29 protein-coding genes are annotated in these 24,477 nt (G+C 65.8%); 17 read left to right on the forward strand and 12 right to left on the reverse strand.

Features of this window, described 5'->3' with window-relative positions; genetic code table 11:
• Positions 1-108: 108 nt before the first annotated feature.
• The 4 genes from GQ651_RS01385 to GQ651_RS01400 all read left to right on the forward strand — a co-directional run bounded on the left by GQ651_RS01385 (position 109) and on the right by GQ651_RS01400 (position 2,440).
• Positions 109-576, forward strand: a complete 468-nt coding sequence (locus GQ651_RS01385) for a hypothetical protein (protein WP_160762424.1) — start codon at positions 109-111, stop codon at positions 574-576.
• A gap of 2 nt (positions 577-578) precedes the next feature.
• Positions 579-980 (forward strand): cell division protein ZapA, encoded by a 402-nt coding sequence (locus GQ651_RS01390; protein WP_160762425.1) that lies wholly within the window; start codon positions 579-581, stop codon positions 978-980.
• Between the two features lie 70 nt (positions 981-1,050).
• Positions 1,051-1,944: an NAD-dependent epimerase/dehydratase family protein gene (locus GQ651_RS01395; RefSeq protein WP_160762426.1), complete on the forward strand. Its 894-nt coding sequence runs from the start codon at positions 1,051-1,053 to the stop codon at positions 1,942-1,944.
• Positions 1,945-2,062: 118 nt separating this feature from the next.
• On the forward strand, positions 2,063-2,440 hold the full coding sequence (locus tag GQ651_RS01400) for a hypothetical protein (RefSeq protein ID WP_160762427.1): 378 nt from the start codon (positions 2,063-2,065) through the stop codon (positions 2,438-2,440).
• 54 nt (positions 2,441-2,494) lie between these two features.
• Here the strand turns inward: GQ651_RS01400 and GQ651_RS01405 are convergent, their stop codons facing one another.
• Both GQ651_RS01405 and GQ651_RS01410 read right to left on the reverse strand, forming a co-directional pair.
• Entirely contained in the window at positions 2,495-3,274 is a 780-nt protein-coding gene (locus GQ651_RS01405; protein WP_160762428.1) for a Bax inhibitor-1/YccA family protein, read from the reverse strand.
• A 131-nt stretch (positions 3,275-3,405) separates the two neighbouring features.
• A complete protein-coding gene (locus tag GQ651_RS01410; protein ID WP_227257926.1) occupies positions 3,406-3,558 on the reverse strand; it encodes a DUF1127 domain-containing protein in 153 nt (50 codons plus the stop codon).
• A 191-nt stretch (positions 3,559-3,749) separates the two neighbouring features.
• Here GQ651_RS01410 and GQ651_RS01415 point away from each other — a divergent pair, with 191 nt between their 5' ends.
• On the forward strand, positions 3,750-4,622 hold the full coding sequence (locus tag GQ651_RS01415; protein WP_160762430.1) for a LysR family transcriptional regulator: 873 nt from the start codon (positions 3,750-3,752) through the stop codon (positions 4,620-4,622).
• On the opposite strand, the gene GQ651_RS01420 is transcribed toward GQ651_RS01415, so the two are convergent.
• Positions 4,612-5,613 carry an NADPH:quinone oxidoreductase family protein gene (locus tag GQ651_RS01420; RefSeq protein WP_160762431.1) on the reverse strand — a complete coding sequence of 334 codons (1,002 nt, stop codon included), beginning with the start codon at positions 5,611-5,613 and terminating at the stop codon, positions 4,612-4,614. The genes GQ651_RS01415 and GQ651_RS01420 overlap by 11 nt on opposite strands.
• 215 nt (positions 5,614-5,828) lie before the next feature.
• Between GQ651_RS01420 and GQ651_RS01425 the strand changes: the two genes are divergently transcribed.
• The 3 genes from GQ651_RS01425 to GQ651_RS01435 all read left to right on the forward strand — a co-directional run bounded on the left by GQ651_RS01425 (position 5,829) and on the right by GQ651_RS01435 (position 8,390).
• On the forward strand, positions 5,829-6,194 hold the full coding sequence (locus tag GQ651_RS01425) for a helix-turn-helix domain-containing protein (protein ID WP_160762432.1): 366 nt from the start codon (positions 5,829-5,831) through the stop codon (positions 6,192-6,194).
• Positions 6,195-6,261: 67 nt separating this feature from the next.
• Positions 6,262-7,062 carry a histidinol-phosphatase gene (gene hisN, locus GQ651_RS01430; RefSeq protein WP_160762433.1) on the forward strand — a complete coding sequence of 267 codons (801 nt, stop codon included), beginning with the start codon at positions 6,262-6,264 and terminating at the stop codon, positions 7,060-7,062.
• Positions 7,059-8,390: an 8-oxoguanine deaminase gene (locus GQ651_RS01435; RefSeq protein WP_160762434.1), complete on the forward strand. Its 1,332-nt coding sequence runs from the start codon at positions 7,059-7,061 to the stop codon at positions 8,388-8,390. Before hisN ends, GQ651_RS01435 begins: the two co-directional genes overlap by 4 nt.
• Here the strand turns inward: GQ651_RS01435 and GQ651_RS01440 are convergent.
• Entirely contained in the window at positions 8,387-8,977 is a 591-nt protein-coding gene (locus GQ651_RS01440) for a LysE family translocator (protein ID WP_160762435.1), read from the reverse strand. The genes GQ651_RS01435 and GQ651_RS01440 overlap by 4 nt on opposite strands.
• Positions 8,974-10,284: a guanine deaminase gene (gene guaD, locus GQ651_RS01445; protein WP_160762436.1), complete on the reverse strand. Its 1,311-nt coding sequence runs from the start codon at positions 10,282-10,284 to the stop codon at positions 8,974-8,976. Before guaD ends, GQ651_RS01440 begins: the two co-directional genes overlap by 4 nt.
• A gap of 85 nt (positions 10,285-10,369) precedes the next feature.
• On the opposite strand from guaD, the gene mgtE reads away from it, so the two are divergent.
• Genes mgtE through GQ651_RS01460 form a run of 3 tightly spaced genes read left to right on the forward strand, consistent with a single transcriptional unit; the run spans position 10,370 to position 13,176 of the window.
• On the forward strand, positions 10,370-11,761 hold the full coding sequence (mgtE, locus tag GQ651_RS01450) for a magnesium transporter (protein ID WP_160762437.1): 1,392 nt from the start codon (positions 10,370-10,372) through the stop codon (positions 11,759-11,761).
• Positions 11,758-12,306 carry a 5-formyltetrahydrofolate cyclo-ligase gene (locus tag GQ651_RS01455; protein WP_160762438.1) on the forward strand — a complete coding sequence of 183 codons (549 nt, stop codon included), beginning with the start codon at positions 11,758-11,760 and terminating at the stop codon, positions 12,304-12,306. Before mgtE ends, GQ651_RS01455 begins: the two co-directional genes overlap by 4 nt.
• A 54-nt stretch (positions 12,307-12,360) precedes the next feature.
• Positions 12,361-13,176 (forward strand): TIGR00282 family metallophosphoesterase, encoded by an 816-nt coding sequence (locus GQ651_RS01460; protein WP_160762439.1) that lies wholly within the window; start codon positions 12,361-12,363, stop codon positions 13,174-13,176.
• 37 nt (positions 13,177-13,213) lie between these two features.
• On the opposite strand, the gene GQ651_RS18590 is transcribed toward GQ651_RS01460, so the two are convergent.
• On the reverse strand, positions 13,214-13,381 hold the full coding sequence (locus tag GQ651_RS18590) for a hypothetical protein (protein WP_227257927.1): 168 nt from the start codon (positions 13,379-13,381) through the stop codon (positions 13,214-13,216).
• 113 nt (positions 13,382-13,494) lie between these two features.
• Between GQ651_RS18590 and GQ651_RS01465 the strand changes: the two genes are divergently transcribed.
• Positions 13,495-14,445 carry a DMT family transporter gene (locus tag GQ651_RS01465; RefSeq protein ID WP_160762440.1) on the forward strand — a complete coding sequence of 317 codons (951 nt, stop codon included), beginning with the start codon at positions 13,495-13,497 and terminating at the stop codon, positions 14,443-14,445.
• Complete coding sequence (locus GQ651_RS01470) at positions 14,442-16,229, forward strand: SLC13 family permease (RefSeq protein ID WP_160762441.1); 1,788 nt, start codon at positions 14,442-14,444, stop codon at positions 16,227-16,229. The genes GQ651_RS01465 and GQ651_RS01470 overlap by 4 nt, the downstream gene beginning before the upstream one ends.
• 6 nt (positions 16,230-16,235) lie before the next feature.
• On the opposite strand, the gene GQ651_RS01475 is transcribed toward GQ651_RS01470, so the two are convergent.
• Complete coding sequence (locus tag GQ651_RS01475; RefSeq protein ID WP_160762442.1) at positions 16,236-16,610, reverse strand: hypothetical protein; 375 nt, start codon at positions 16,608-16,610, stop codon at positions 16,236-16,238.
• Positions 16,611-16,931: 321 nt separating this feature from the next.
• Between GQ651_RS01475 and GQ651_RS01480 the strand changes: the two genes are divergently transcribed.
• The 3 genes from GQ651_RS01480 (at position 16,932) to GQ651_RS01490 (ending at position 19,365) form a co-directional block, all read left to right on the forward strand.
• Complete coding sequence (locus GQ651_RS01480; protein ID WP_160762443.1) at positions 16,932-17,678, forward strand: YebC/PmpR family DNA-binding transcriptional regulator; 747 nt, start codon at positions 16,932-16,934, stop codon at positions 17,676-17,678.
• A 120-nt stretch (positions 17,679-17,798) separates the two neighbouring features.
• Positions 17,799-18,398 carry a LysE/ArgO family amino acid transporter gene (locus tag GQ651_RS01485; RefSeq protein WP_160762444.1) on the forward strand — a complete coding sequence of 200 codons (600 nt, stop codon included), beginning with the start codon at positions 17,799-17,801 and terminating at the stop codon, positions 18,396-18,398.
• A gap of 31 nt (positions 18,399-18,429) precedes the next feature.
• Positions 18,430-19,365: a DMT family transporter gene (locus GQ651_RS01490; RefSeq protein ID WP_160762445.1), complete on the forward strand. Its 936-nt coding sequence runs from the start codon at positions 18,430-18,432 to the stop codon at positions 19,363-19,365.
• Here GQ651_RS01490 and GQ651_RS01495 read toward each other — a convergent pair.
• From GQ651_RS01495 to GQ651_RS01515, 5 genes are all read right to left on the reverse strand, one after another.
• Positions 19,347-19,706 (reverse strand): hypothetical protein, encoded by a 360-nt coding sequence (locus GQ651_RS01495; protein WP_160762446.1) that lies wholly within the window; start codon positions 19,704-19,706, stop codon positions 19,347-19,349. The two genes, GQ651_RS01490 and GQ651_RS01495, sit on opposite strands and share 19 nt — an antisense overlap.
• Positions 19,707-19,708: 2 nt before the next feature.
• Positions 19,709-20,470, reverse strand: a complete 762-nt coding sequence (locus GQ651_RS01500) for a DUF6478 family protein (RefSeq protein WP_160762447.1) — start codon at positions 20,468-20,470, stop codon at positions 19,709-19,711.
• A 127-nt stretch (positions 20,471-20,597) separates the two neighbouring features.
• Positions 20,598-21,203, reverse strand: a complete 606-nt coding sequence (locus GQ651_RS01505; RefSeq protein ID WP_160762448.1) for a hypothetical protein — start codon at positions 21,201-21,203, stop codon at positions 20,598-20,600.
• Entirely contained in the window at positions 21,184-22,917 is a 1,734-nt protein-coding gene (gene ilvD, locus GQ651_RS01510) for a dihydroxy-acid dehydratase (RefSeq protein WP_160762449.1), read from the reverse strand. Before ilvD ends, GQ651_RS01505 begins: the two co-directional genes overlap by 20 nt.
• A gap of 67 nt (positions 22,918-22,984) precedes the next feature.
• A complete protein-coding gene (locus GQ651_RS01515) occupies positions 22,985-23,383 on the reverse strand; it encodes a hypothetical protein (RefSeq protein WP_160762450.1) in 399 nt (132 codons plus the stop codon).
• Between the two features lie 153 nt (positions 23,384-23,536).
• Between GQ651_RS01515 and GQ651_RS01520 the strand changes: the two genes are divergently transcribed.
• Positions 23,537-24,433: a CPBP family intramembrane glutamic endopeptidase gene (locus GQ651_RS01520; protein WP_160762451.1), complete on the forward strand. Its 897-nt coding sequence runs from the start codon at positions 23,537-23,539 to the stop codon at positions 24,431-24,433.
• Positions 24,434-24,477 lie beyond the last annotated feature (44 nt).

Here is a 24,477-nt window from a genome sequence, read left to right on the forward strand (position 1 = left end):
GGAAAAGGGGTGAAAACCCCGTCCGGGCTTCGTATGACATGGGAAACAGGGTCATGCGGCCCCGATTCGGGTCACGCGTGGCGGACCGTCAGAAGGGTGAACAGGCAGATGAGCGATCTCGAAGAGCTTCAGCGGCGCATCGTCGGCGCATTGGACCGGGCAGGGCAGGCGCTCGACCGGCTGGGGGCGACGGCGCCCGATACCGGCGACAGCGCGGCACTTGCGGCGGAACTGGAAGCCGAACGGATGGCCAACGCGCAGCTTGAAGAGCGGGTGCGCGCCATCAAGGAGAAACAGGAAACCCATGTCGCCGGGCTGGAAGCCGAGGTGGCCAAGCTGCGCGAGGCGCTGGCCGCCCGCGACGGCGAGGTTCAGCGGATGCGCTCGGTCAATGACGAACTCCGCGCTTCGAACAAGGCGCTGCGCGAGGCGAATGCCGAAGGTCTGGCCGAGCCGCATCTCGTGAATTCCGCGATGATGAGCGAGCTTGAGGCGCTCCGCGAACGGCGTGCGTCCGACCGTGCCGAAATCGACGAGATCCTCGCCGCCCTCGAACCCGCGCTGAAGGAGGCCTGAGAATGCCCGAAGTTCAGATCACCATTGGCGGACGCCCTTTCACCGTGGCCTGTCAGGAGGGCGAAGAGCATTACCTGCGCGCCGCAGCCGGGCTTCTCGACGAAGAGGCCTCGACGCTGATGGACCAGATCGGCCGCCTTCCCGAGGCGCGGATGCTGCTGATGGCGGGCCTCATGCTTGCCGACAAGACCGCCGGCGTGGACGACAAGGTCAAGGCGCTGGAGGACAAGATCGCCCAGCAGGAGGCGTGGATCGAAGAGCTTCAGACCCGTCCGCAGCCCGAGCCGCAACGCGTCGAGGTGGCGGTCATCCCGAACGAGGTGTCCGAGACCCTGGCGGAACTGGCCGCACGGGCCGAGGCGCTGGCCGAGGCGGCCGAGGAAAAGGCGCGCGCGGCTGGCTAGTCCGCCTCGTCGCGCTAGCTGACGGCAGAACACGCCCAAAGACCACTCGAACTGAAAAAGGGAGAGCCCCATGCGCATTCTCTTCACCGGCGGCACCGGCAAGGCTGGCCGCCATGTCATCCCCTATCTCATGGATCAGGGCCACAGCGTCCTGAACATCGATCTGAAGCCGCTCGAGCTTGATGGCGTCGCCAACCGGCTGGCGGACATCACCGACCTTGGCCAGATGGTCGATGTCATGTCCGGCTATCGCGACTTCGACGATCTGGACGAGGGGCGCATGGGCTTTGACGCGGTCGTCCATTTCGCCGCCGTGCCCCGCATCCTTCTGAACAGCGATGCGGAATGTTACCGGGTCAACACGCTCGGCACTTACAACGTCATCGACGCGGCGCTGAAGACGGGCGTGAAGAAGATCATTTTCGCTTCCTCCGAAACCACTTACGGCATCTGCTTCAACCGGGGCGAGCGCCTTCCCGAGTACCTGCCGGTGGACGAAGAGCATCCGACGATCCCCGAGGACAGCTATGCCATGTCCAAGGTCGTGAACGAGGTGACGGCACGGTCGTTCCAGCTTCGGAGCGGGGCAGATATCTATGGGCTTCGGATCAACAATGTGATCGAGCCCCATGAATATGCTCAGAATTTCCCGGCCTATGTTGCTGACCCGTCGCTTCGGCGCCGGAACATCTTCGCCTATATCGACGCGCGCGATCTGGGGTTGATGGTGCAGCGTTGCCTGGTCACAGACGGGCTGGGATACGAGGTGTTCAACGTGGCGAACGCCGATCCGTCGGTGGCGCTGTCGACGTCTGAGATCGTGTCACGCTACTACGATGGCGTGCCGATGAAGCGCGAGCTTGGTGAACACGAGACGGTCTACGACATCACCAAGGCGCGACGCCTTCTGGGCTACGAGCCGGTCTACCGCTGGCGGGACGAAATGGGCGGCACCGAGGTCTGAGCCCCGTTCCGCGCAACGCGGGCGGCATTTTCGGAGATTGGGTTTCCCTTGCGTCAGGGGGTGGTCTTCGCGCAGGCTGAAGACTTCAAAGTCCCTTCGCCAGAACTGGAGCCGCCTCATGCTTCGCTCTCTTTTCCTTGGTATGGTGCTTGTTACGACCGGTCCGGTACTCGCTACTGCATCTCCTGTAATTGAGGTGCGCGAGATGCTGAAACCTGACTTCCGGGATGCTGCGGCGCTCGAAGACTACCGCTCAAGGCTTTACGTCCGGTACAGAAGTTGCGCGGGGCTTGCCGAGCAGAAGGTCCTCTCGAAAGACGAGTTCGATGCCTGTTCGCTGGCCTACCTGAAGATCAAACTGTCCTTCCTGCACGGCGTCACGCTCGAGCGCTACGAAGGTATGAAGCCGTCGCTCAGGGCCAAGGCCAACAAGATCGGATACGACGCCTACCGCGCATGGCTTCACCGAATGACGGCCGGGCTTCGTATCGACTGAAATGAAAAAGGCCGGTGTTCCCACCGGCCTTCTGTGTCGAGATATCAGGTCCCGTTATTCCTGGTTGCCCATGAACATCAGCAGGAACTGGAACATGTTCAGGAAGCTGATGTAGAGGCTCAGCGCGCCGTCATAGGCGGCCTTGTCCAGCCATTCCTGATCGCCATGGGCCGCGTGGGCCACGTAAGTGTTCTTGATGTCCTGCGTGTAGAAGGCCGTCAGGCCCGCGAAAATCAGAACGCCGATGGCGGAGATCGCGAACATCATGGCGGGCGAACCCAGGAACATGTTGATCACCATCGCGACCAAGAGGCCGATCACGCCCATGATCAGGAACGAACCCCAGCCCGAAATGTCCTTCTTCGTGGTGTATCCCCAGAGGCTGAGGCCCGAGAAGGCGATTGCGGTGACGAGGAAGGTCTGCACGATCGAGTAGTCGGTGAAGACCAGGAAGATCGAGCTGAGCGACAGGCCGATCAGGGCAGCGAACGCGAAGAACGCAAGCTGCACGGCGCCCGACGACGCGCGGCGCATCATGGCGCCCCAGCCGAAGAACACGAAGGCCAACGGCGCCAGCATGACCACCCAGCGGAGCGGCGACGTGTAGATCGCGGCGCCGAGGCCGGACAGATATTCGCCTTCCCGGATCATGATGCCGGTGGCGGAAGGATCGGAAGTGACGGCAAGGCCCGAAATCGCCCAGGCGGCGAGCGCCGTGATGAGCATGCCCACGGACATCGTGCCGTAGACCTTGTTCATGTGCGCGCGAAGGCCCGCGTCTATCTCGGCCGTGCGGACACCGGGTGCGGTGCGGACGGTCTGATATTCAGCCATTAAAGCTATCTCCCAAGGTTGAACTATCGATGACCGGCGAAAAACCGGCCATTCCTGTTCGATATTGGCAGGAATGGCCGTCTTTTCAAGTAAAGCCGCTCAAAAACGAAGTGTTTCGCTCGGGAATATTGTCACAGGTGCCAATAGCTGGGGGGATCCCAGGGCGCGCGCCGGCTTTCGACGCGCGCCTCGGAAGCGGATACGCCGATATCGTCGAGCATGCGTGCATCCAGCTTCGCCAGGGCCACGCGCTGTCGATACAGCGCGATCATCGCTTCGATCATGTGAAGCACACCCGTGCGGCGGCGCCGGAGGGGGGCTGGGAGGGCGGTATTGCAAGTGTTGACGGTCATAACGTATCCTTTCCAATGCGTGATGCTTTGATGTCCTTTCATCATCTCGCTTGATGTATTTGCCCTATCGCTGTACATTTTGAAAACGAATGTTTTTGAATTGATCCATCAAGGATTGTGATATGCCCAGAAATCTGGACCTGACCGCCCTTCGTGCTTTCGTCGCGGTGGCCGATATGGGCGGTGTGACCCGCGCCGCGACGATGCTGAACCTCACGCAGTCGGCGGTCTCGATGCAGCTCAAGCGGCTGGAGGAATCGCTGGCCCTTCCGCTTCTCGACCGAAGCGGGCGCACCATCGGTCTGACACCCTCGGGCGAGCGTTTGCTGGGATATGCGCGGCGGATGCTGAAGCTGAATGACGATGTCTTCGCCGAGATGACCGACAGCGGGTTCGAAGGTGTGCTGACCATCGGCGTTCCCCATGACATCGTCTACCCGGCAATCCCGCGCGTGCTGAAATCCTTCGCAGCCGATTTCCCGCGGATGCGTGTTCAGCTTCTGTCCTCATGGACGCTGAGGCTGAAAGAGCTGTTCGACGAGGGGCGCTGCGACATGATCCTGACAACGGAAGACCATGTCGATCCCGGCGGTGAGACGCTCTGCGAAAAACGGATGCTCTGGTACGGTGCGCCGGCGGGTACGGCTTGGCAGAAGCGGCCCCTGCCTCTGGCGTCCGAGCCGCATTGCCAGTTCCGCAAGACGATGCACAAGTCGCTCGATGCGGCCGGCATCGCGTGGGAGATGGCGGTCGATTCCGATTCGACCCGCACCGTCGAGGCCACCGTCGCAGCCGATTTCGCGATTATCGCACAAATCGAAGGCACCGCTTCGCCCCAGTTGGAGGAGGTTCCTCACGGCGGCGCGCTTCCGCAGATGGGTCTGAAGCTAATCAACCTTTACGTGTCGAATGTCGGGTCCGATCCGGTGCGCGACAGCCTTGCCGACATCGTGCGCGGAGCCTACGGGGCGCCGCGCCTCGCGCTTACTGGCTGACGGTGACCACGATCTTGCCGGTGCTCTTCCGCTCGCGCAGAAGCGCCAGCGCGTCGTCCGCCTTTTCGAGCGGAAGGACATGGCTGACATGCGGAGAAATCCGGCCTTCTGTATACAATCCGAGCAGTTCGGAAAGGCTTTGCCGGAACGCCTCGGGCGCGAAATTCAGATAGGCGCCCCAATGCACGCCGATCACGTCGGTGTTCTTGACCAGAATGTGGTTCGCCTTGAGCCGGGTCACCTCGCCGCCTGCAAAGCCGATCAGCAGGAAGCGTGCCTCCGGCGCAACCGCCCGAAGCGCGGCTTCCCCCATGGCGCCGCCGACCGCGTCGTAGACGACATCGAAAGGACCGGCGGCGCGGAAGCGGTCAACAAGATCGACTTCGTTGTCCGGGTCGATCAATTCATCAGCGCCAGCGCGCCGCGCAACCTCTAGCCGCTCGGCGCCCCGTGCAACGGCGGCAACCCTTGCGCCCAAGGCCTTCCCCAGCTCGACTGCGGTCAGGCCAACGCCGCCGGCCGCGCCCAGAACAAGAAGCCTTTCACCGGGCTGGAGACGTGCCCGCCGGGTCAACGCAAGGTGCGACGTTCCATAGGCAATTTGGAATCCGGCGGCGGTCACATCGTCCATCTCATCGGGCAGGGCGAGCACGCGCCGTGCGTCCGTCACCAGATGCGTGCCAAGCCCGTCCTTGCCGGTATAGGCCAGAACACGTGTGCCGGGCGTGAACCGGTCGACGCCTCCGCCAACCTCGATCACTCGGCCGGCGACTTCCAGTCCGGGTGTCAGCGGAAACGGAGGCGTGTCCTGGTACGTGCCTTTCATGATCAGAAGATCGGCGAAATTCAGGCCCGTCGCGGCGACCTCGATGAGAATCTCACCCTCTCCCGGCGCAGGCATCTGGCCGTCGACCAGCCGCGCTGCCCCGCTCGGTGCCTCTACGACCCAGCTTCGAGTACCCGCTTTCTCGCTCAATTTTCGGTCATCCATGTTTGGTGAGGGCCATTTTCCGCCACAAGTGAAATCAATCCACCACAAGTGGTCAAAAATACGATAGTATACAACCTGAAGTGCTATGAAGGGTCCACGATATTGCGCGGCTTCCGTGCTGGCGACAGAAAATGTCGTGGTCCTAACCAAAAAGACAGCTTTTCAAGTTGTATGTTTTCGGCGCATGTAAGGCGCAGGTTGTAAAAGGAGCCGCTATGACACATCCGGTTGATGTCCACGTGGGAAAGCGGATCAGGCACCGTCGCTGGATGGTTGGTATGACCCAGCAGCAACTGGCCGAGAAGGTCGGCATCAAGTTCCAGCAAATTCAGAAATACGAAACTGGTATGAACCGCGTTTCCGCATCCCGCCTCTGGGATATTGCGGAGACGCTGAGCGTCCCCGTCTCCTTTTTCTTCGAAGGAATTTCGAACGAGGCCGAAACCTCGGATCAGGCCCTTCCGTCCGATATCCTCGCGGACAAGGAAGCGTTGGAGCTTGTCAGGTCCTACTACGCCATTCCTGAGACGCAGAGACGGCGCCTCTTCGAACTGGCCCGCGTGCTGAGCGACGTTGCCTGAGGCGGGTTGACCGCTTCGTCCACGCTGCGTACGCCGGTCCAAGCCGTCGCTGGACCGGAGCCGTTGATTGACCCTCGCCCAAAATGATCTCGACGAACTTAAGGCCGTCGCTCATGCGGTGGCCGATGCCGCGCGCGTCGAGACGCTGAAGTCTTTCCGGCGCGCCGATTTGGTCACGCGGTCCAAGTCCGAGGCTTTCGATCCGGTGACCGAGGCCGATCGCGCCGCCGAGGCCGCGATGCGTGCCATTCTGGCCGAACGCCGCCCCGAGGATGCGATCCTTGGCGAAGAGCATGGCTCGCGCGCCGGGACCAGCGGTCTGACCTGGGTGCTCGACCCTATCGACGGAACGCGCGGCTATATCTCTGGGACGCCCACATGGGGCGTACTCATCGCCCTGTCCGACGAGGGCGGCCCGCGTCTCGGCATCATCGACCAGCCCTATATCGGCGAGCGGTTCTACGGTGGCCCGGACGGCGCCACGTTCGACGGCCCCCATGGCAGCGGGGCGCTGGCCGTCCGAGAGACGACGGCCCTCAGCGAAGCGACGGTCTTCACCACCTTCCCCGAGGTCGGCACGCCGGACGAGGGCGCGGCATTCGCCCGTGTGGCAGCCAAGGCCCGCCTGACCCGCTATGGCTGCGACTGCTACGCTTACGCGCTCCTGGCGGCGGGCCAGATCGACCTCGTGATCGAGGCCGGGCTTCAGGCCTACGACATTCAGGCGCCCATCGCGGTGATCGAGGCGGCGGGCGGCATCGTCACAGACTGGGCGGGCGGACCGGCGCATCGGGGCGGCACGGCGCTTGCCGCCGCAACGCCGGAACTCCATGCCGCGGCGCTCGCCATCCTGCAGGGCGCCCTGTGACCGAGCTTCTGATCCGTGGCGCGGACCACGTCCTGACAATGGACGGGAGCGCGCTGACCGGGGCGGATATCCACGTATCGCATGGTGTCATCGTGGCGGTGGGTCACGCGCTCGACGCGCCCGGGGCCGAGGTTGTGAACGCCACCGGCACGGTGGTCACGCCGGGCCTCATCAACACGCATCACCATTTCTATCAGACGCTCACCCGCGCGGTGCCGGCGGGGCAGGACGCGCTTCTTTTCGGGTGGCTCAAAACGCTTTACCCTATCTGGGAGCGGTTCACGCCCAAGGACGTGCGCGTGGCAACCACGCTCGGCCTCGCCGAACTGGCGCTTTCGGGCTGCACGACCTCGTCCGATCACCTGTACCTGTTCCCGAACGGCGTCCGCCTGTCCGATACGATCGAGGCGGCGCGCGAAGTGGGGCTGAGGTTTCATCCCACCCGCGGCTCCATGTCCATCGGGGAAAAGGACGGCGGACTGCCGCCCGATAGTCTGGTAGAGGATGAGGCCGCGATCCTGAAGGATTGCGCCGACGTCATCGACGCCTTCCACGATCCCGGCCCCGGCGCGATGGTCCGGGTCGGTGTCGCGCCCTGTTCGCCCTTTTCGGTCAGCCGCGAGCTGATGCGGGATGCCGCGATCCTCGCCCGCGAGAAAGGCGTGCGGCTTCATACCCATTTGGCCGAGAATGACGAGGACGTGCGCTTCAGCCTCGAACGCTTCGGCTGCCGTCCCGGTCAGTATGCCGAGGATCTGGGCTGGGTCGGGCCGGATGTCTGGCACGCCCATTCAGTGAAACTCGACCCGTCCGAGATCGCGCTCTTCGCCCGCACCGGCACCGGCGTCGCGCATTGCCCCTGTTCGAACTGCCGCCTTGGCTCGGGCATCGCGCCGGTCCGCGCCATGCGGGATGCGGGCGTGCCGGTGGGGCTGGGTGTGGATGGCTCGGCGTCCAACGATCAGGCGTCCCTCATCGCCGAGGCGCGGCAGGCGATGCTGCTGCAGCGGGTGGCGAACGGAGCCGACGCCATGAGCGCGGGCGAGGCGTTGATGCTCGCCACGCGGGGCGGGGCCGAGGTGCTGGGCCGCGACGATATCGGCGTGATCGCGCAGGGCTTCCGTGCGGATATTGCGATCTGGGACGTAAGCGGCATCGAAAGCGCCGGAAGCTGGGACCCCGCAGCGCTGGTCCTTGCCGGACCGTCCGCGGTGCGGGATCTCTTCGTGGACGGCCGCGCGGTGGTCCGTGACAGGCACCTCGTCACCATCGACGCAGACCGCGCGTTGAGCGACGGCCGCACGTCTCTCGCGCGGCTGATGGCCTAGAACGCCGCCCAGGCCGCCAGCGCCACGGCGGCCAGCATCGCCGCTGCCATGGCGATATTGATCCGCCGCTGGACATGCGGCTGAAGCTCCAGCCGCTTCAGCGCCAGACCGGCCTCCAGCCACGCCAGGTGGATGGGCAGCCAGATCGCATTCATGATCAGGAACTTGAGGACGATCTCGGTCGTCGGTGCCTCGGGCATGAAGGCGAAGCCCGAGAAAAAGGCCGTATTCACGGCATAGGCCTTGGGGTTGATGAGCTGCAGCAGAAGGCCGCCCGTGAACCCCGGCGGGCGGGCGCGCTCGATAAACGCGACCTTGGCCCCCGCCAGCCCGACCCGAAGCGCGATCGAGGCCAGATAGAGCGTCGACAGGGCCATCAGCACGACCCTCAGCCGCGGGTCGGCCAGCATTGCGGCGGCCAGACCGCTGACTACCAGAAGCGCCACAAGGTTCGTGCCGACGAACAGCCCCGCCAGATAGGCCAGCCCCGGCCGCCGTCCGAAGGCCGCGCCGACCCCGGCAAGGGACAGAACACCCGGTCCCGGCGTGACGATTAGAAAAAAGACGGCGGCGGCGAAGGCGATCATGCGCCGGCCTGCCACCGCTTGCCGGCGATGCGCACGTCATGCACCGCCCGGTCGTCGCCCATCATGATGGTCGGGAAGACCGCTTCCCAGATGTCGTTCGCCTCTGCCGCGCGCTGCGCGATGGCAGGCGTCGAGGCGAGATCCAACACGACGATATCCGCGTCCGTCCCGGGGGCCAGCGTACCCACCCGATGCTCCAGCCTCAGCGCCCGCGCCGAGCCCTCCGTCGCCAGCCAGAGAAGCGCCGAGGGGTGGAGCGGAGTGCCCCGCAACTGCCCGATCTCATAGGCCGCCGCCATGGTCCTGAGCATCGAGAAGGACGAGCCGCCGCCTGTGTCGGTCGCCAGTCCGATGATCTGGCCTTCCGCCGCGAGCCCGCCCATGTCGAACAGGCCCGACCCGATAAACGTGTTGGACGTCGGGCAGTGGATCAGCGCGCCGCCTTCCTCCAGAAGCCGCCGCCGTTCCCGCTCGGTCAGGTGGATCGCGTGGCCGTAAAGCCCGCCCCGGCCCAAAAGCCCCGTCTGCTCGTAGACGTCCAGATAGTCGCGTGCCTCGGGGAACAGCTCCGCCACCCAGGTGACCTCGTCGGTCTGCTCGGACAGGTGCGTCTGCATCGGACAGTCGGGAAATTCGGCCCAGAGCGCGCCCAACGCCTCCAGCTGCTCGCGGGTCGAGGTGGGCGCGAAGCGGGGCGTGACGGCATAGCTGAGCCGACCGCGACCGTGCCACGTCTCCAAGAGCGCCTTGCTGTCGTCATAGGCCGATTGCGCCGTGTCGGTGAGCGCCTCGGGGGCGTTCCGGTCCATGCAGGTCTTCCCGCCGATCGCGCAAAGCCCGCGCGCCTCAGCCTCTTCGAAGAAGGCGGTGACGCTCACCGGGCTGACGGTGCAGAAACTCGCCACCGTGGTCGTGCCATGGCCGAGCGACAGGTCAAAGAAGCGGCCCGCGATCTGCCGCGCATAGGCGGGGTCGGACAGCCGGATTTCCTCCGGAAACGTATAGCTGTTCAGCCAGTCGATCAGCCGCTTGCCCCAACTGGCGATGATGGCGGTCTGCGGATAGTGCAGATGCGCGTCCACGAAACCGGGCAGGATCAGCCTGTCCCCGTAATCGGTGACATCGGCCTCGGGATGCGCGCGCCGCAGGTCGTCAGCGTTGCCCACCTCCGCGATCTTGCCGTCCTTTATCAGAACCGCGCCCCGCGCGTCATGCCGCGCCGTACCCGGCCCCTCGGTCAGGGGATTGCCCGAGAAGCCGATGGTCTGACCGACCAGAATTTCGCCAGATGACGCGCGTGTGTTCATAGCCTGTCTAAAGACTCTCCTGTTACTGTTGTCCATCCCGTTGAATGCACTAGGGTGCGCATCAACTAACGGGGGAGTACCGCGAATGAGCGACCAGACCGCACTCGAGGAAAAGCCCGAGGACGAAACCGAGGACGATTACGCGCTTCGCGACCGGGTGGTGAACGCCGCCGTCGAGGCGGCCCGCGCGGGCGAACGCGCCCAGCTCGAAGAGGTGTTCGAGCCGCTCCACCCCGCCGACATCGCCGACCTTCTCGAACAGGTCGAGATCGATGACCGAAACGCGATCCTGAAGCTCGCCGGCGACTATATCGACGGCGAGATCCTGTCGGAAATCGACGAGGACATCCGCGATTCGGTCATTGAAGCGCTGGAGCCGGAGGTTCTCGCGGGCGCCGTTCGCGAACTCGAATCGGATGACGTCGTCGACCTGATCGAGGGTCTCGATACCGAGCAGCAGGGCGCGATCATCGAGGTTCTGGACGTGGTCGACCGGATCGCGGTCGAGCAGGCGCTGTCCTATCCCGAATACTCCGCCGGCCGTCTCATGCAGCGCGAGGTCGTCATCGCGCCCGAGCACTGGAACGTGGGCGACGCCATCGATCACATGCGCGCGCAGGACGACCTGCCCGAGCAATTCTACCACATCATCCTGGTCGACCCGCGCCACCGCCCGACCTCCTACGTGACGCTTGGCCGGCTGATGTCGTCCCGCCGAGAGGTGAAGCTCTCGGATATCACCGAGGAAAGTTTCCGCACGTTTGACGTGACCGAGGACGAGGGCGACGTGGCCTACGCCTTCAACCAGTATCACCTGATTTCGGCCCCGGTCGTGGATGAAGAAGGCCGCCTCGTCGGCATCATCACCATCGACGACGCCATGGCGATTCTCGACGAAGAGCACGAGGAGGACGTGCTGCGCCTCGGCGGCGTCGGCGACGAGAGCCTGTCGAATTCGACCCTCGAGATCGTCAAGCGCCGCTTCCCCTGGCTGGCGGTCAACCTCGCCACGGCGATCCTCGCCTCGCTCGTGATCTCGATCTTCGAGGATGTGCTCGCCGCCGTCGTTGCGCTGGCGGTGCTCATGCCCATCGTCGCGTCGATGGGCGGGAACGCGGGCACGCAGTCGATGACCGTCGCGGTCCGTTCCATCGCCACCCGCGACCTGACCGCCGCCAACGCTTTTCGCGTTATCCGCCGGGAAGCGGGCGCGGGGCTTCTGAACGGGTTCATATTCGCCGTGGTCATGGGCATCGTGGGTCTTGTCTGGTTCGGTCAGCCGATGATCGGCGTCGTCATCGCGGTCGCCATGGTCATCAACCTTCTGGCCGCAGGGCTGGCCGGCGTCTTGATCCCCATCGTGCTCGACCGGTTCAAGATCGACCCGGCGCTGGCCTCGGGCACCTTCGTCACGACGGTCACCGACGTAGTCGGCTTCTTCGCCTTCCTCGGCCTTGCCAGCATGGTCCTGCTGTGACCGACAAAACAGCGCTCCGGGCCGAGGCCCGCGCCCGGCGGGCGGCGGCCCATGGCACGGTCGATCCGGCGCCCGCCTTGGCGCAGCTTCTGGCCGAGATCGACGCCACGACGGGGCCGGTGTCTTTCTTCTGGCCGATCCGGACCGAGATCGACCCCCGCCCCGTGATGGAGGGCCTCGCCCGGCGGCGCGACGTCTGCCTTCCCGTGACCACGGGATACGCTCCGCTCGCCTTCCGACGCTGGCAACCCGGCGCGGCAATGGAGGTCGACGGCTTCGGCGTCGCTATTCCCGCAGTGGATGACCCGGTCACGCCGGAGGTGCTGGTGGTCCCGATGCTCGCCTTCGACGATGCCGGCCACCGGCTGGGCTATGGCGCGGGGCATTACGACAGAACGCTCGCCAAGCTCAGACCAAGCGGTCCCGTCACGGCCATCGGTCTTGCCTACGAAGCGCAATGGACCGAGCGCCTTCCGGCCGAGCCGACAGATCAGCCGCTCGACGCCATCGTGACCGAGGCGCGGATCAGGCGGTTCGGCGCATGACGAACGCGCCGCTTCCGCTTGCGTCATCGGCCCGCGCGCACTAGGGGCAGGGCCATGCGCATTCTCTTTCTTGGCGATGTCATGGGCCGTGCAGGCCGGAACGCGGTCCGTGACCGACTGGCGGGCCTGCGCGAGCGCCTGCGCGTCGATTTCGCCATCGTCAATGCCGAGAACGCGACCTCCGGCGTCGGGCTGAACACCGAGCACGCCAAGACGCTTCTGGACGCGGGCGCGGACGTCATCACGCTGGGCGATCATGCCTTCGACCAGAAGGACATGCTGACCCATATCGAGCGGGAGCCCCGCATCATCCGGCCGCTCAACTTCTCGAAGGCCGCGCCGGGCAAGGGCGCGCGGGTCTTCGACGCGCCGGGCGGGCGCAAGGTGCTGGTGGCGCAGGTGCTGGGGCAGGTCTTTATGAAGCGGCCTTTCGACGATCCGTTCTCTGCGGTGGACGCCGTCCTGCGCGCGCATCCGATGGGCGGTCTCGTTCAGGCGAGCCTCATCGAAATCCATTGCGAGGCGACGTCCGAGAAGATGGCGATGGGTCACTTCTGCGACGGTCGGGCCAGCGCGGTCGTGGGCACTCATACCCACGTTCCGACCGCCGACATGATGATCCTGCCCGGCGGCACGGCGTACCAGACCGACGCCGGCATGTGCGGCGACTACAACTCGGTCATCGGCATGGACAAGGAAGAGCCGCTCCGACGCTTCATCACGGGCATGAGCAAGGGCCGCTTCCAGCCTGCCTTGGGCGAGGCGACGCTGAGCGGCGCGCTGATCGAGACCGACGACCGCACTGGCAAGGCAAAATCCATCCGGATCGTGAAGGACGGCGGAATGCTCGACGCGGGCGAGGACGGCTGACGCCCGACCCCGCCCGCGCGGCTCTGCAAGTCCCGGTTCAGAAGGTCCCGCCGCTCGCTGCCGGCAGCGAAGCGCAATCCGATGCGTCGAGCGTCTGGACCGGATCGGCCGCCGTGCACTCCTCGCCCGAGAGCGGATAGGTGTCGTCCGCCGTACAGGCCGACAGCACCAAAACGGCCAGTATCAGGGTCAGTCCGGTTTTCATTTTCTCATCCTCCTCATGCGTAATGCCCGGATTCTGGACATTCCGCGCTCCGTCGTCTTTGACGCTGCGCAAATTCGCTTGCCCCGGCGATGCGTCCGCGTTCATCTGCCCCAATGACCGCGCCCGCGCCTTCAGACCTTGCCAGCCGCGCCGCGCTTTTCGCGGCCCTCGTGGTCATGGGGGCGGGGTGGGGCATCACCCAGCCCCTCGGCAAGATCGCGGTGAGCGAGGGGCACCGGGCCCCCGGCCTCGTGTTCTGGCAACTGGCCATCGGCGCTGTGGTGCTGGGCCTTGTGATGGCGCTCAGGCGGCGGCGCATCCGCTGGGACGGCCCGGCGATGCGCGTCTACCTCCTGATCGCGCTCATCGGCACGGTTCTCCCCAACTCGGCCAGTTTCGAGGCGATCCGCCACCTGCCGTCCGGCCTGATCTCGATTCTTCTGTCGCTTGTCCCGGTCTTCGCCTTTCCCATCGCGCTTATCCTGCGGAACGAAAAGTTCCAGCCGGTCCGCCTGATGGGGCTTCTCATCGGCCTTGCGGGCGTCCTGATCATCGTCGCGCCGGGGACAAGCCTGCCCGACCGCGCCATGATCGTCTTCGTGCCACTGGCCCTGATCGCGCCCCTTTTCTACGCGCTTGAAGGCAATGTCGTGGCCCGCTGGGGCACGGCGGGGCTGGACCCGATCGAAGTGCTTTTCGGCGGTTCCGTCGTGGGCGCGATCGTCGCCCTGCCGATTGCGGTGGGCACCAACAGCTTCATCGACCCGATGGAGAGCTTCGGGGCCCCCGAATGGGCGCTGGTGGCGTCCTCGCTGATCCACGCCGCCGTCTACACCACCTATGTCTGGATGGTGGGCCGGGCAGGGCCGGTCTTCGCGGTTCAGGTCAGCTACCTCGTGACCGGCTTCGGTGTGTTCTGGGCCCTGCTGATCCTGGGCGAGCGCTATTCGCTCTGGGTCTGGGCGGCGATGGCTGTGATCCTCGCGGGCGTCCTGCTGGTGCAGCCGCGCCAACGGACAGCGCTTGAACGCGCGGGCGAAACCGGACAACCATCGACCCCATGATCGAGCTTGTGGACCCCGCCAGCCAGACTGCCGCGCTTCTGACACTGGGCGTGGTCGCGGCGATGTTCGCGATGTTTCTCTGGGAACGCTGGCCGACCGAGGTTGTGGCCATCGGCGGCGTGGCGCTTTTGCTGGCGCTCGGGCTTCTGCCCTATGACGCCGGGCTGGCCGTGCTGTCGAACCCCGCGCCATGGACCATCGCGGCCATGTTCATCGTCATGGGCGCGCTGGTCAGGACCGGTGCGCTCAGCTGGTTCACGAGGCGGATCGAGGCCGAGGCCGGCGTGCGCCCGGCCATGGCGCTTGGCGGACTGATGGCCTTCGTCGTCCTCTCCTCGGCAGTGGTGTCGAATACGCCGGTCGTCGTCGTGATGATCCCGGTCTTCGTGCAACTGGCGAAAAAGCTGGGCCTTGCCGCGTCAAAACTGCTGATCCCGCTCAGCTACGGCGCAATCCTGGGGGGCACGCTGACCCTTCTCGGCACATCGACGAACCTTCTGGTCGACGGCGTCGCACGGGCCGAGGGGCTGGAAGCCTTCACCATCTTCGAGGTTACACCGCTCGCCATCGTCCTTGTGGCATGGGGGATGCTCTATCTGCGCCTCTTCGGACCGCGCCTTCTGCCCGAGCGCGACAGCATGGCGAGCCTCCTGTCGGACCGCTCGAAGATGAAATTTTTCACCGAGCTCGCCGTTCCTGAGGAAAGCGCGCTCATCGGCCAGAACGTCCGCGAGATCGACCTCTTCAAGCGCGATGGTGTCCGGCTGATCGACGTATTGAGGGGCGACGCCTCGCTCAGGCGAGACCTCTCGGGCGTCGAGCTTCAGCCGGGCGACCGGGTGGTCCTCAGAACCCAGATGGCAGAGGTGCTTGGCCTGACCGAGGGCAAGGCGCTGCAAAGCGTCGACCGTCTGTCCTCGATTGAGACCACGACGGTCGAGGTGCTGATCACGCCGGGCTGCCGCATGGTGGGCCGGTCCCTTGGAGCGATGCGCCTCCGCCGCCGCTATGGCGTCTATCCTCTGGCCGTCCATCGCCGGTCCCAGAATATCGGGCGGCAGCTCGACGATCTCGTGGTCCGCGTGGGCGACACGCTACTGCTCGAAGGCGCACCGGGCGACATTCAGCGTCTCGCCGCGGACATGGACATGGTCGATGTCGCACGCCCGACCGAGCGCGCCTACCGGCGGGAAAAGGCGCCCATCGCGGTGGCGGCACTCCTCGGCATTGTCGCGCTGGCCGCGTTCGGCGTGGCGCCGATCTTCCTTCTCTCGGTGCTCGCCGTGGCGGTCGTCCTTCTGACAGGCTGCATCGACGCCGAGGAAGCCTTCGAGATGATCGAGGGCCGCCTTCTGGCGCTGATCTTCGCCATGCTGGCCATCGGTGCGGCGCTTGAGGCGACGGGCGCTGTGCGGATGATCGTCGACGGCATCGCGCCGGGACTTCAGAGCTTGCCGCCCTGGGCCATCGTCTGGGCGATCTACCTCGTCACCTCGGTCCTGACAGAACTCGTCACCAACAACGCGGTCGCGGTCGTTATCACGCCCATCGCCATCGGGCTCGCGCTGGCCCTCGGCGTCGATCCAAGGCCGCTCGTGGTGGCGGTCATGGTCGCGGCCTCGGCGGCGTTTTCGACGCCCATCGGATACCAGACCAACATGCTGGTCTACGGGCCGGGCGGGTACAGGTTCACCGACTTCCTTAAAGTGGGCGTTCCGCTGAACCTTTCCATCGGCCTGCTCGCCTCGCTCATGATCCCCCTGATCTGGCCTCTGACGCCCTGAACGCGCCTATCGGCCGTGCCGCGGCGGAAGGTCTTCCACGAGCCGCTCGATCACGGAGGCCGCGAGAGGCGTACCGACGATGTCGCGGACCTCGGCCCGTGCTTTGAGCGCCGTCGCCTCCGCGTCGGGCAGGGGCGTTTCGCACAGCACGACCACGCGGCCTTCGAGCGACCTTGCCACATCCGAACCAACGGCCCTGTCCAGCAACGGGATGTCCCCCTCAGGGGTGGCATGGACGAACACGATGTCCACGAGCTCGTCCGCAAGCGTCAGCAGCGCATCCTCGGCGTCGGTCAGGGATATCAGCTCGCGGAAGAGCCCGGTTGCGCGAAGCGTCGAGCGCAGGCCGATCTGGAAGGGGATGCTGTCCGAGACGATCATGGCCGAGAGAGGCGCCGAATGCGCGCCCGTTCGTGGGTCCGCTCATGGCGCTGCCCTCCGGTCGGTCGTCCTGAAAGAGCGTGGGGGGGCGGCACGGCCCGGCAGGCCGGCGCAATGGCAGGAGACTGGGAACATGTGATACTCATTACTGAAAACCGGGGAAAACCGGACTTCTGCCCGCGCGGCGACGGCTTTAGGTAATTTGCCTCAATTTTTGGAGAAATTTTCGCGCAGAAGGTTAATCGCGGGCGCTCTTGCGCTTGACACTCCGACCGGCCTATACCGTCGCCGATCACGATCATCGTTGAAGGTTGAGGCGCCATGGCAGGCCATTCAAAATGGGCGAATATCCAGCACCGCAAGGGGCGCCAGGATGCGGCCCGCTCGAAGCTGTTCTCGAAACTGTCCAAAGAAATCACCGTGGCCGCCAAAATGGGCGACCCGGACCCCGAAAAGAACCCGCGCCTGCGTCTGGCCGTCAAGGAAGCCAAGTCGAACTCGGTCCCCAAGGACGTGATCGAGCGTGCGATTTCCAAGAGCCAGGCCGGTGACGGCGACGATTACGAGGAAATCCGCTACGAGGGCTACGGCCCCGGCGGCGTGGCCGTCATTGTCGAGGCGATGACCGATAACCGCAACCGGACCGCGTCGACCGTGCGCTCGACCTTCGGCAAGCATGGCGGCAACCTGGGCGAGACCGGCTCGGTCAGCTTCATGTTCGAGCGAAAGGGCGAGATCGTCTACGCGGCGGATGTGGGCGACGAGGACACCGTCATGCTGGCGGCGATCGAGGCAGGCGCCGAGGACGTGGAAAGCTCGGAAGAGGGCCACACGATCTACACCGCCGACACCGACCTGAACGAAGTGTCGACCGCGCTCGAAGCCGATCTGGGCGAGGCGGAATCGACCAAGCTGATCTGGAAGCCCACGACCACAACGGAACTGGACCTCGACGGCGCTCAGAAGCTGATGCGGCTGATCGAAGTGCTGGAAGACGATGACGACGTGCAGCGCGTCACCGCGAATTTCGAGATCTCGGACGAGGTCATGGAGCAGCTCTCCGCCTGATTTCGTCTCCTGACGGAGCCGATCCGCGCGGCCCGTACCGGGCCGCGCGTCAGGGGCTCTGCCCCCGGCTCCTGACGGAGCCTCCCCCGGAGTATTTCGGAACAGAAGAAGGACGGGGACATGGGCGCCTATCTTGCCGGTTTCGCACTGAGCGCGTCGCTGATCCTGGCGATCGGGGCGCAGAATGCCTTCGTTCTCCGGCAGGGGCTGAAGGGCAGCCATGTGGGCCTCGTGGTGGCGATCTGCTGCCTCTCGGAATTCATCCTGATCTTTGCAGGCGTCGCGGGCTTCGGTGCGCTGGTCGGGGCGGTGCCGGAGGCCGAGCGCTGGATCAAGTGGGCGGGCGCCGGGTTTCTCGCCGTCTATGGCGCTATGAGCCTGCGCGCTGCGCTCGGGCCGCCGAAGGCGCTCGATCCGGCGGCCAATGGCGTCGAGAGCGCGGGGCGCGCGGCGGCGACCTGTCTGGCGCTGACCTGGCTGAACCCGCATGTCTATCTTGATACGGTCGTCTTTCTCGGCTCGGTCGCGTCCGGCTACGGAGCCGGACGCTGGGCCTTTGGCACCGGCGCGTTCAGTGCCTCGGCCGTGTTCTTCCTGGCGCTCGGATATGGCGCACGTCTGTTGCAGCCGGTTTTCGCGTCGCCCACGGCCTGGCGGGTTCTCGACGGGGGAATGGCGCTCTTGATGTGGTCGCTCGCCGTTCTGCTCGTGACGTCTTGAGCGCGGGCCGGCGCGGGCGCATAAGGCCAGAATGACCCACCCCGCCGGCCCGATAGCCTCGCGACCCGTGGCCGGCGTTCTCTGGATGCTGGTGACGGGACTTTTCTTCGTCGCGGTCACGGCAGTGGTGAAGCATGGCGCGGCGGACCTGCCGGCGGCGGAGGCGGCGTTTCTGCGCTATGCGCTGGGCCTTGTGTTCCTGATCCCGATGATCCGCCCGATGCTGGCGGCGCGCATCACGCCTGTTCATCTGAGGTTGGCGGCGCTCCGCGGTATGGCGCATACCCTTGGCGTCATCCTCTGGTTCTACGCGATGACGCGGATCACGGTGGCCGAGGTGACGGCGATGAACTACCTCTCGCCGGTCTACATCACCCTCGGGGCCGCGCTCTTTCTGGGCGAGCGCCTGCAGCGCCGCCGGATCGCCGCGGTGATGGTGGCATTCCTCGGCGCAGTCCTGATCCTGCGCCCCGGTCTGCGCGAGGTGACCGACGGCCACCTCGCTATGCTGGCGACCGCGATCCTGTTCGCTGTCAGCTACCTGAGCGCGAAGCGCCTGTCGGACGACCTGTCGCCGGCGGTCGTCGTGGGGCTTTTGTCCCTATCGGTTACCCTCGGGCTTGTGCCCTTCGCCGCAACCGTCTGGCGGACGCCGACACCGGCAGAGCTGGGCTGGATGTTTCTCGTCGCCGTCTTCGCAACGGCGGGCCACTACACGATGACGCTGGCCTTTCGGGCCGCGCCTGTCGCGGTGACACAGCCCGCCACTTTCCTGCAACTGGTCTGGGCGACGCTTCTGGGCTGGCTGGTCTTCGGAGAGGGGATCGACATCTGGGTCGTCCTGGGCGGCATGGTCATCCTTGCTTCGGTCAGCTTCATCGCGATCCGCGAAGCGATGCTGAAGGGCCGCGCCCGTGTTGCGCCGCCCGTCGCAGGGCCGCCGGACGATCAGCCCTCGGCGCAGTGACGGCGGAAGGCGCGCTTGAGCATGTCGAGCTCGGCGCGGAGCAGCATGACCTCGGCGGACAGGTCCTGCTCTGCGGCATCGCCCGCGATGATCGTTTCATGCGCCAGCGCATCGCCCGTCGAGGCGTCCTCGATCACGAAGGTCTGCACCCCGTCCGACAGCCGGTCCAGCGGCAGGCGGAAGCGCACGAACCAGCCGCCCGCGACCGCCTCGGCTTCGGGCTCGGCCACCAGCTGGTCGCGGTGGCGGACCCGCAGGGGCGGCAGCTCGCCACGGCCCGAGAGAAGCCCCTCCCAGACCCCGCCGGCCAGCCGCATCCGTGTCAGGACCAGACCCGCCACCCTCAGACCTCCGCCCGGGGGCGGCGCGACATGGTCACGTCGCCAAGGATGATCTGGTTCATGTCCGGGCCTTCGAAGATCAGGTCCAGCCACGCGCGCTCGACCCGCCGCTCGTCGAGTGCCGTCGGGCCGAGATCGAATTCCACCATCGCCTCGCCCCGGTCGCGGTCGAACTCGCGGACGATCTGCTCGACATTGGGGCCGTGCTTGACGTTCAGCCGCCCGAAGATCTCCAGCGGGCTCTCGGTCTCGGCCCGGATCTCAAGGCGGATCACATGACGGCGGGTCAGACCCTCGGTTGCCTCGCGGGGCAGGTCGAGGACGAGGCTCAGGAACGAGCCGTCGAAGCGGAAAACGTCCAGCCTGAGGCCGAAAGGCGCGACATCCTCGGGCGAAGTGTTCCGGATCTGGCGGATCGTGAGTTCCGACAGCGGACAGTCATGGAAGAGTTTCGCCTCTTTCCCGAACGGCGTCTTGGTGCGCACGGCGGCGAGGCCGGGGGGCGAGGCCGGATAGGTCCAGAGATCGGGCCGCCAGGCCCAGTCGGAATGCATGGGCCGGCGGATCGCGGCGTGACCCGCAAGCGGAAGCTGTAGGCGCCCCTCGGCAATTGAAAGCGCCTTGTCCACCCGCTTGCCAAGCGCGCGGGCCCGCTGACGCAGCCGCTGAAGCTGCACGGGGTCCAGCGTTTCAGCCTCTTCAGCGGCACGCGACCAGCGACGCAGGGTGCGCCGGTCGAGGACACCGCTCAAAAGCCCGCTCATTTGCCTGATCGCCACATCATCTTGTAGCCAGTCTAGCCACCCGCCCCATATCCGGGCAAGTGATCAAACGGATATGAGGGCCGGTTTCCTGTGGATAACTCGGGGTTTCGCGTGGCGCTCTGCGCCGTCAGCTGTTCGCCGCGCGAAGCCGCTCGATCTGGGCTTCCAGAGTTCTCAGACCCTCTTCGCGCGGGATCGGGGCCTCGGACAGACCGACGAGCGACACGCTGACAAAACGCCCGCCAAGATCGAATATCGCGCGCCAGTAATCCTCGGCGGCATCGTCGGCCAGCGGGCTGCGGTCGACCGCGTGGAGAAAGAGCGCGTTTCGGGACTGACGCGTCTCGAGAATACGCACGCTCGACGCGCGACCGTCGCGGGCAAGCGCGGCGCGGCCCCGCTCGGTAGCGAAGAACGCGTCCAGCACCTCGGCCGGCGCGGTGCCGGATGTGCTGTTGTCCACGGAAACGGTGATGACGCCCGGCACGCCGGGGCGGGGCAGGAGCGCGTTCTTGGCGATGGCCGCGCAGCTTCCGAAGACCACGACCGACGCGTCGCCATCGGCACGGGTCGTCGTCTCGTCCACGCACCAGCCGCGCGTGCCGCTGACGACCACGCCGCTCGGCAGCTTCACTGCCTGCGGCGCGTTCCTGGTGATGTCGAAGCCCCCCGAACAGGCCGCCAGCCCGAGGGCGGCGGCCAGAGCGGTGATCTTAAAGGTCCATGTAGACATGGGCCTCCTCTTTCGCGCCCGGATGGGTCACGGCGCCCAGACGCGTCGACCCCACCAGCTGCGCGTATTTCCACAGCGCGCCGGAGGCGTAGATCGTCGGCTTCGGGCCGGCCCAGTCCTTTTTCCGTTCTTCCAGCTCCTCGTCGGTCAGGTCGACCGACAAGGCCCCTTTGATCGCGTCGATGGTTATCATGTCGCCATTGCGGATCAAGGCGATGGGGCCGCAATGCGCGGCTTCCGGCCCAACATGGCCCACGCAGAACCCGCGCGTCGCACCCGAGAAGCGGCCGTCGGTGATCAGCGCGACTTTCTTGCCCATGCCCTGACCGGACAGCGCCGCCGTGGTGGCCAGCATCTCGCGCATGCCGGGGCCGCCGGCAGGGCCTTCGTTCCGGATGACGATGACCTCGCCTTCCTTGTATTCGCGCGCACGGACGGCGGCGAAGGCGTCTTCCTCGCATTCGAAGACGCGGGCCGGGCCGGTGAAGACCTGATCGGCTTCGGACATGCCGGCCACCTTCACGATGGCGCCCTCGGGGGCGAGGTTGCCCTTCAGCCCGACGACACCGCCCGTTTTGGTGATCGGCGTCTCGACCGGATAGATCACGCGGCCATCGGCCTTGCGGGTGATCTTGTCCAGCTCTTCGCCCATCGTCTCGCCGGTGGCGGTGATGCAGTCCTCATGGATCAGACCGGCCTTCCGCAACTCGTTCATCACGACCGGTACGCCGCCAGCCTCGTAAAGGTCCTTGGCCACGTATTTGCCGCCCGGCTTCAGGTCGACGAAATAGGGCGTGTCACGGAAGATCTCGCAGACATCGTCGAGGTCGAAGTCGATCCCCGCCTCATGCGCGATGGCGGGCAGATGCAGACCGGCATTGGTCGAGCCGCCCGTGCAGGCCACGACGCGCGCCGCGTTCTGCAGCGACTTCAGCGTGACGATGTCGCGGGCGCGGATGTTCTTTTCAAGCAGGTTCATCACCGCCTCGCCCGAGGCCTCGCCATACTGGTCGCGGCTCTCATAGGGGGCGGGGGCGCCCGACGAGTTCGGCAGCGCAAGGCCGATCGCCTCGCTGACGCAGGCCATGGTGTTCGCCGTGAACTGGCCGCCGCAGGCGCCCGCCGACGGGCAGGCGACGCGCTCGAGCACGGCAAGCTCTTCGTCCGAATAATCGCCCGCCTGGTGACGGCCCACGGCTTCGAACACGTCCTGCACGGTGACGTCCTGACCGTTCAGCCGGCCCGGAAGGATCGAGCCCCCGTAGATGAAGACCGACGGCACGTTCAGGCGCACCATCGCCATCATCATGCCGGGAAGCGACTTGTCGCAGCCCGCCAGACCCACCAGCGCGTCATAGCAATGGCCGCGCATGGTCAGCTCGACCGTGTCCGCGATGGCCTCGCGGCTGGCCAGAGACGAGCGCATGCCCTCGTGGCCCATGGCGATCCCGTCGGTCACGGTGATCGTGGTGAATTCGCGGGGCGTGCCGCTTGCGGCCTTCACGCCCATCTTCACCGCCTGCGCCTGACGGTTAAGCGCGATGTTGCAGGGGGCCGCTTCGTTCCAGCAGGTCGCGACGCCGACGAAGGGCTGCGCGATCTCTTCTTCCGAGATGCCCATGGCGTAGTAATAGGACCGGTGCGGCGCGCGCGAGGGGCCCTCGGTCACGTGGCGGCTGGGCAGATTGGATTTGTCGAATTTCTTCTTGAGCATCATGGGCCTCCCTCGGCAGATCGCCAGAGGGATAGGCGACGGCGCGGCGGCGGGCAAGCGCCCTTGGTCACTTTCGGGGCCGGATTGGCCGTTTTAGGCGCCGCCTGCGGGCAATCCCCACGCCCATGGCCGACAGGGCCGCCGCGTAGACCGTCAGGGCTCCGGGCAGGGGGACAACGCCGATATCCGTTTTCGACAGACCCGGTGGCGGTCCTTCGCCTGACGGGAACCCGGGCATCATCGGTCGCGCAGTCGCCGGCAGGCAGGGACGGGACGGACACTCGGACCAGAGAGGTCTGCCAGCGCGAAAGCTTTGGCCGTGCCACGGCGCGTCCGTATCGGCCCCAAAGGAAAACGGCGCGCCGCGCGAGGTGAGGCCCGCGCCCTGAAACGGCTCCGCCATCAGCGCGCCGTCCCCGGCCAAATGGCCGCCAAGGACCGGCCCCGGCGCAGCAACGAGCGGCAAAGCGCTCAGAAAAGAGATCAGGCAAAGGGTTTTCAAGACAGGCCCCGACAAATGCGGGCAACCTAGCCGATTTTGGTTAATCCCATCTTACCGCGTCACCTCCGGACAGGGTTGGGCGTTGACCCTGCCACCCGGCCACCATAGCTCTCGGCAATGTCTTACGCGCCCTACACCCCAATGATCGAGGCCGCACGCCATCGCCCTGCGCTCTGGCGGCTGATCGCGGGCGCCGTCACGGCGATCCTTCTGACCTTCCTGTGGGCTGGCGCTGCGATACTCGCGGTGGCCCTTGTCGAGGGAGAGGGATTGGCCAGCGCCATGCGGCTGATGTTCGGCGGAGCGGCTGATGTCCCTTCGCGCTCGATTCTCTACCTCGTGCTGGTCGGCGGTCTGGCCTTTGCCACACTTGCGGCGGCGGCGCTCTGGCAGGGCCGCTCACGGCAGTCGCTGATCGGACGCGGGCCGCGCGTGCTCAGGCATTTCGCCATTGCCGCCGGCATTACCCTTCTTGTGGCGAGCGTCCTCTTTCTGGCCCGCAGCCTCGCACAGGGCGAAACGGGCGTCGTGCGCAATCTCGACCTGTCGACTTGGCTCTTCTGGCTCCCTTTCGCGCTCGTGGCGCTTGTGATGCAGACCGGCGCCGAAGAGCTGTTCTTCCGGGGATACCTTCAAAGCCAGCTTGCCGCCCGGTTCCGCAGTCCGATCCTCTGGCTGGTTCTGCCCGCGCTGCTCTTTGGTTTCGCGCATTTCGCACCCGGCCTGCCGGGCGGAAATGCCTGGCTTTACGTGGGTTTCGCCGCCCTTTTCGGCCTTCTGGCGGGCGACCTGACCGCGCGGACCGGATCGCTCGGCGCGGCCTGGGGCTGGCACTTCGGGAACAACGCCCTTGCCGTCCTCGTCGTGGCGACGGAGGGCTCGGTCACGGGGCTTGGGTTCTGGCGCACGAACGAGAGCCTGCTCGAGCCGATCACGCTTTCGCCCTTCATGCTGTTCGACGTCCTGATCCTGCTCGGGGTCTGGTACGCGATCCGCCGGGCGACCGCGTCATGACCCTTTGCGTTGCATTCCCCCGGCGGGACGATTATTTCTGTCAG

Origin of the sequence: Kangsaoukella pontilimi, from assembly GCF_009830125.1 — a bacterium.
GTDB lineage: Bacteria > Pseudomonadota > Alphaproteobacteria > Rhodobacterales > Rhodobacteraceae > Kangsaoukella > Kangsaoukella pontilimi.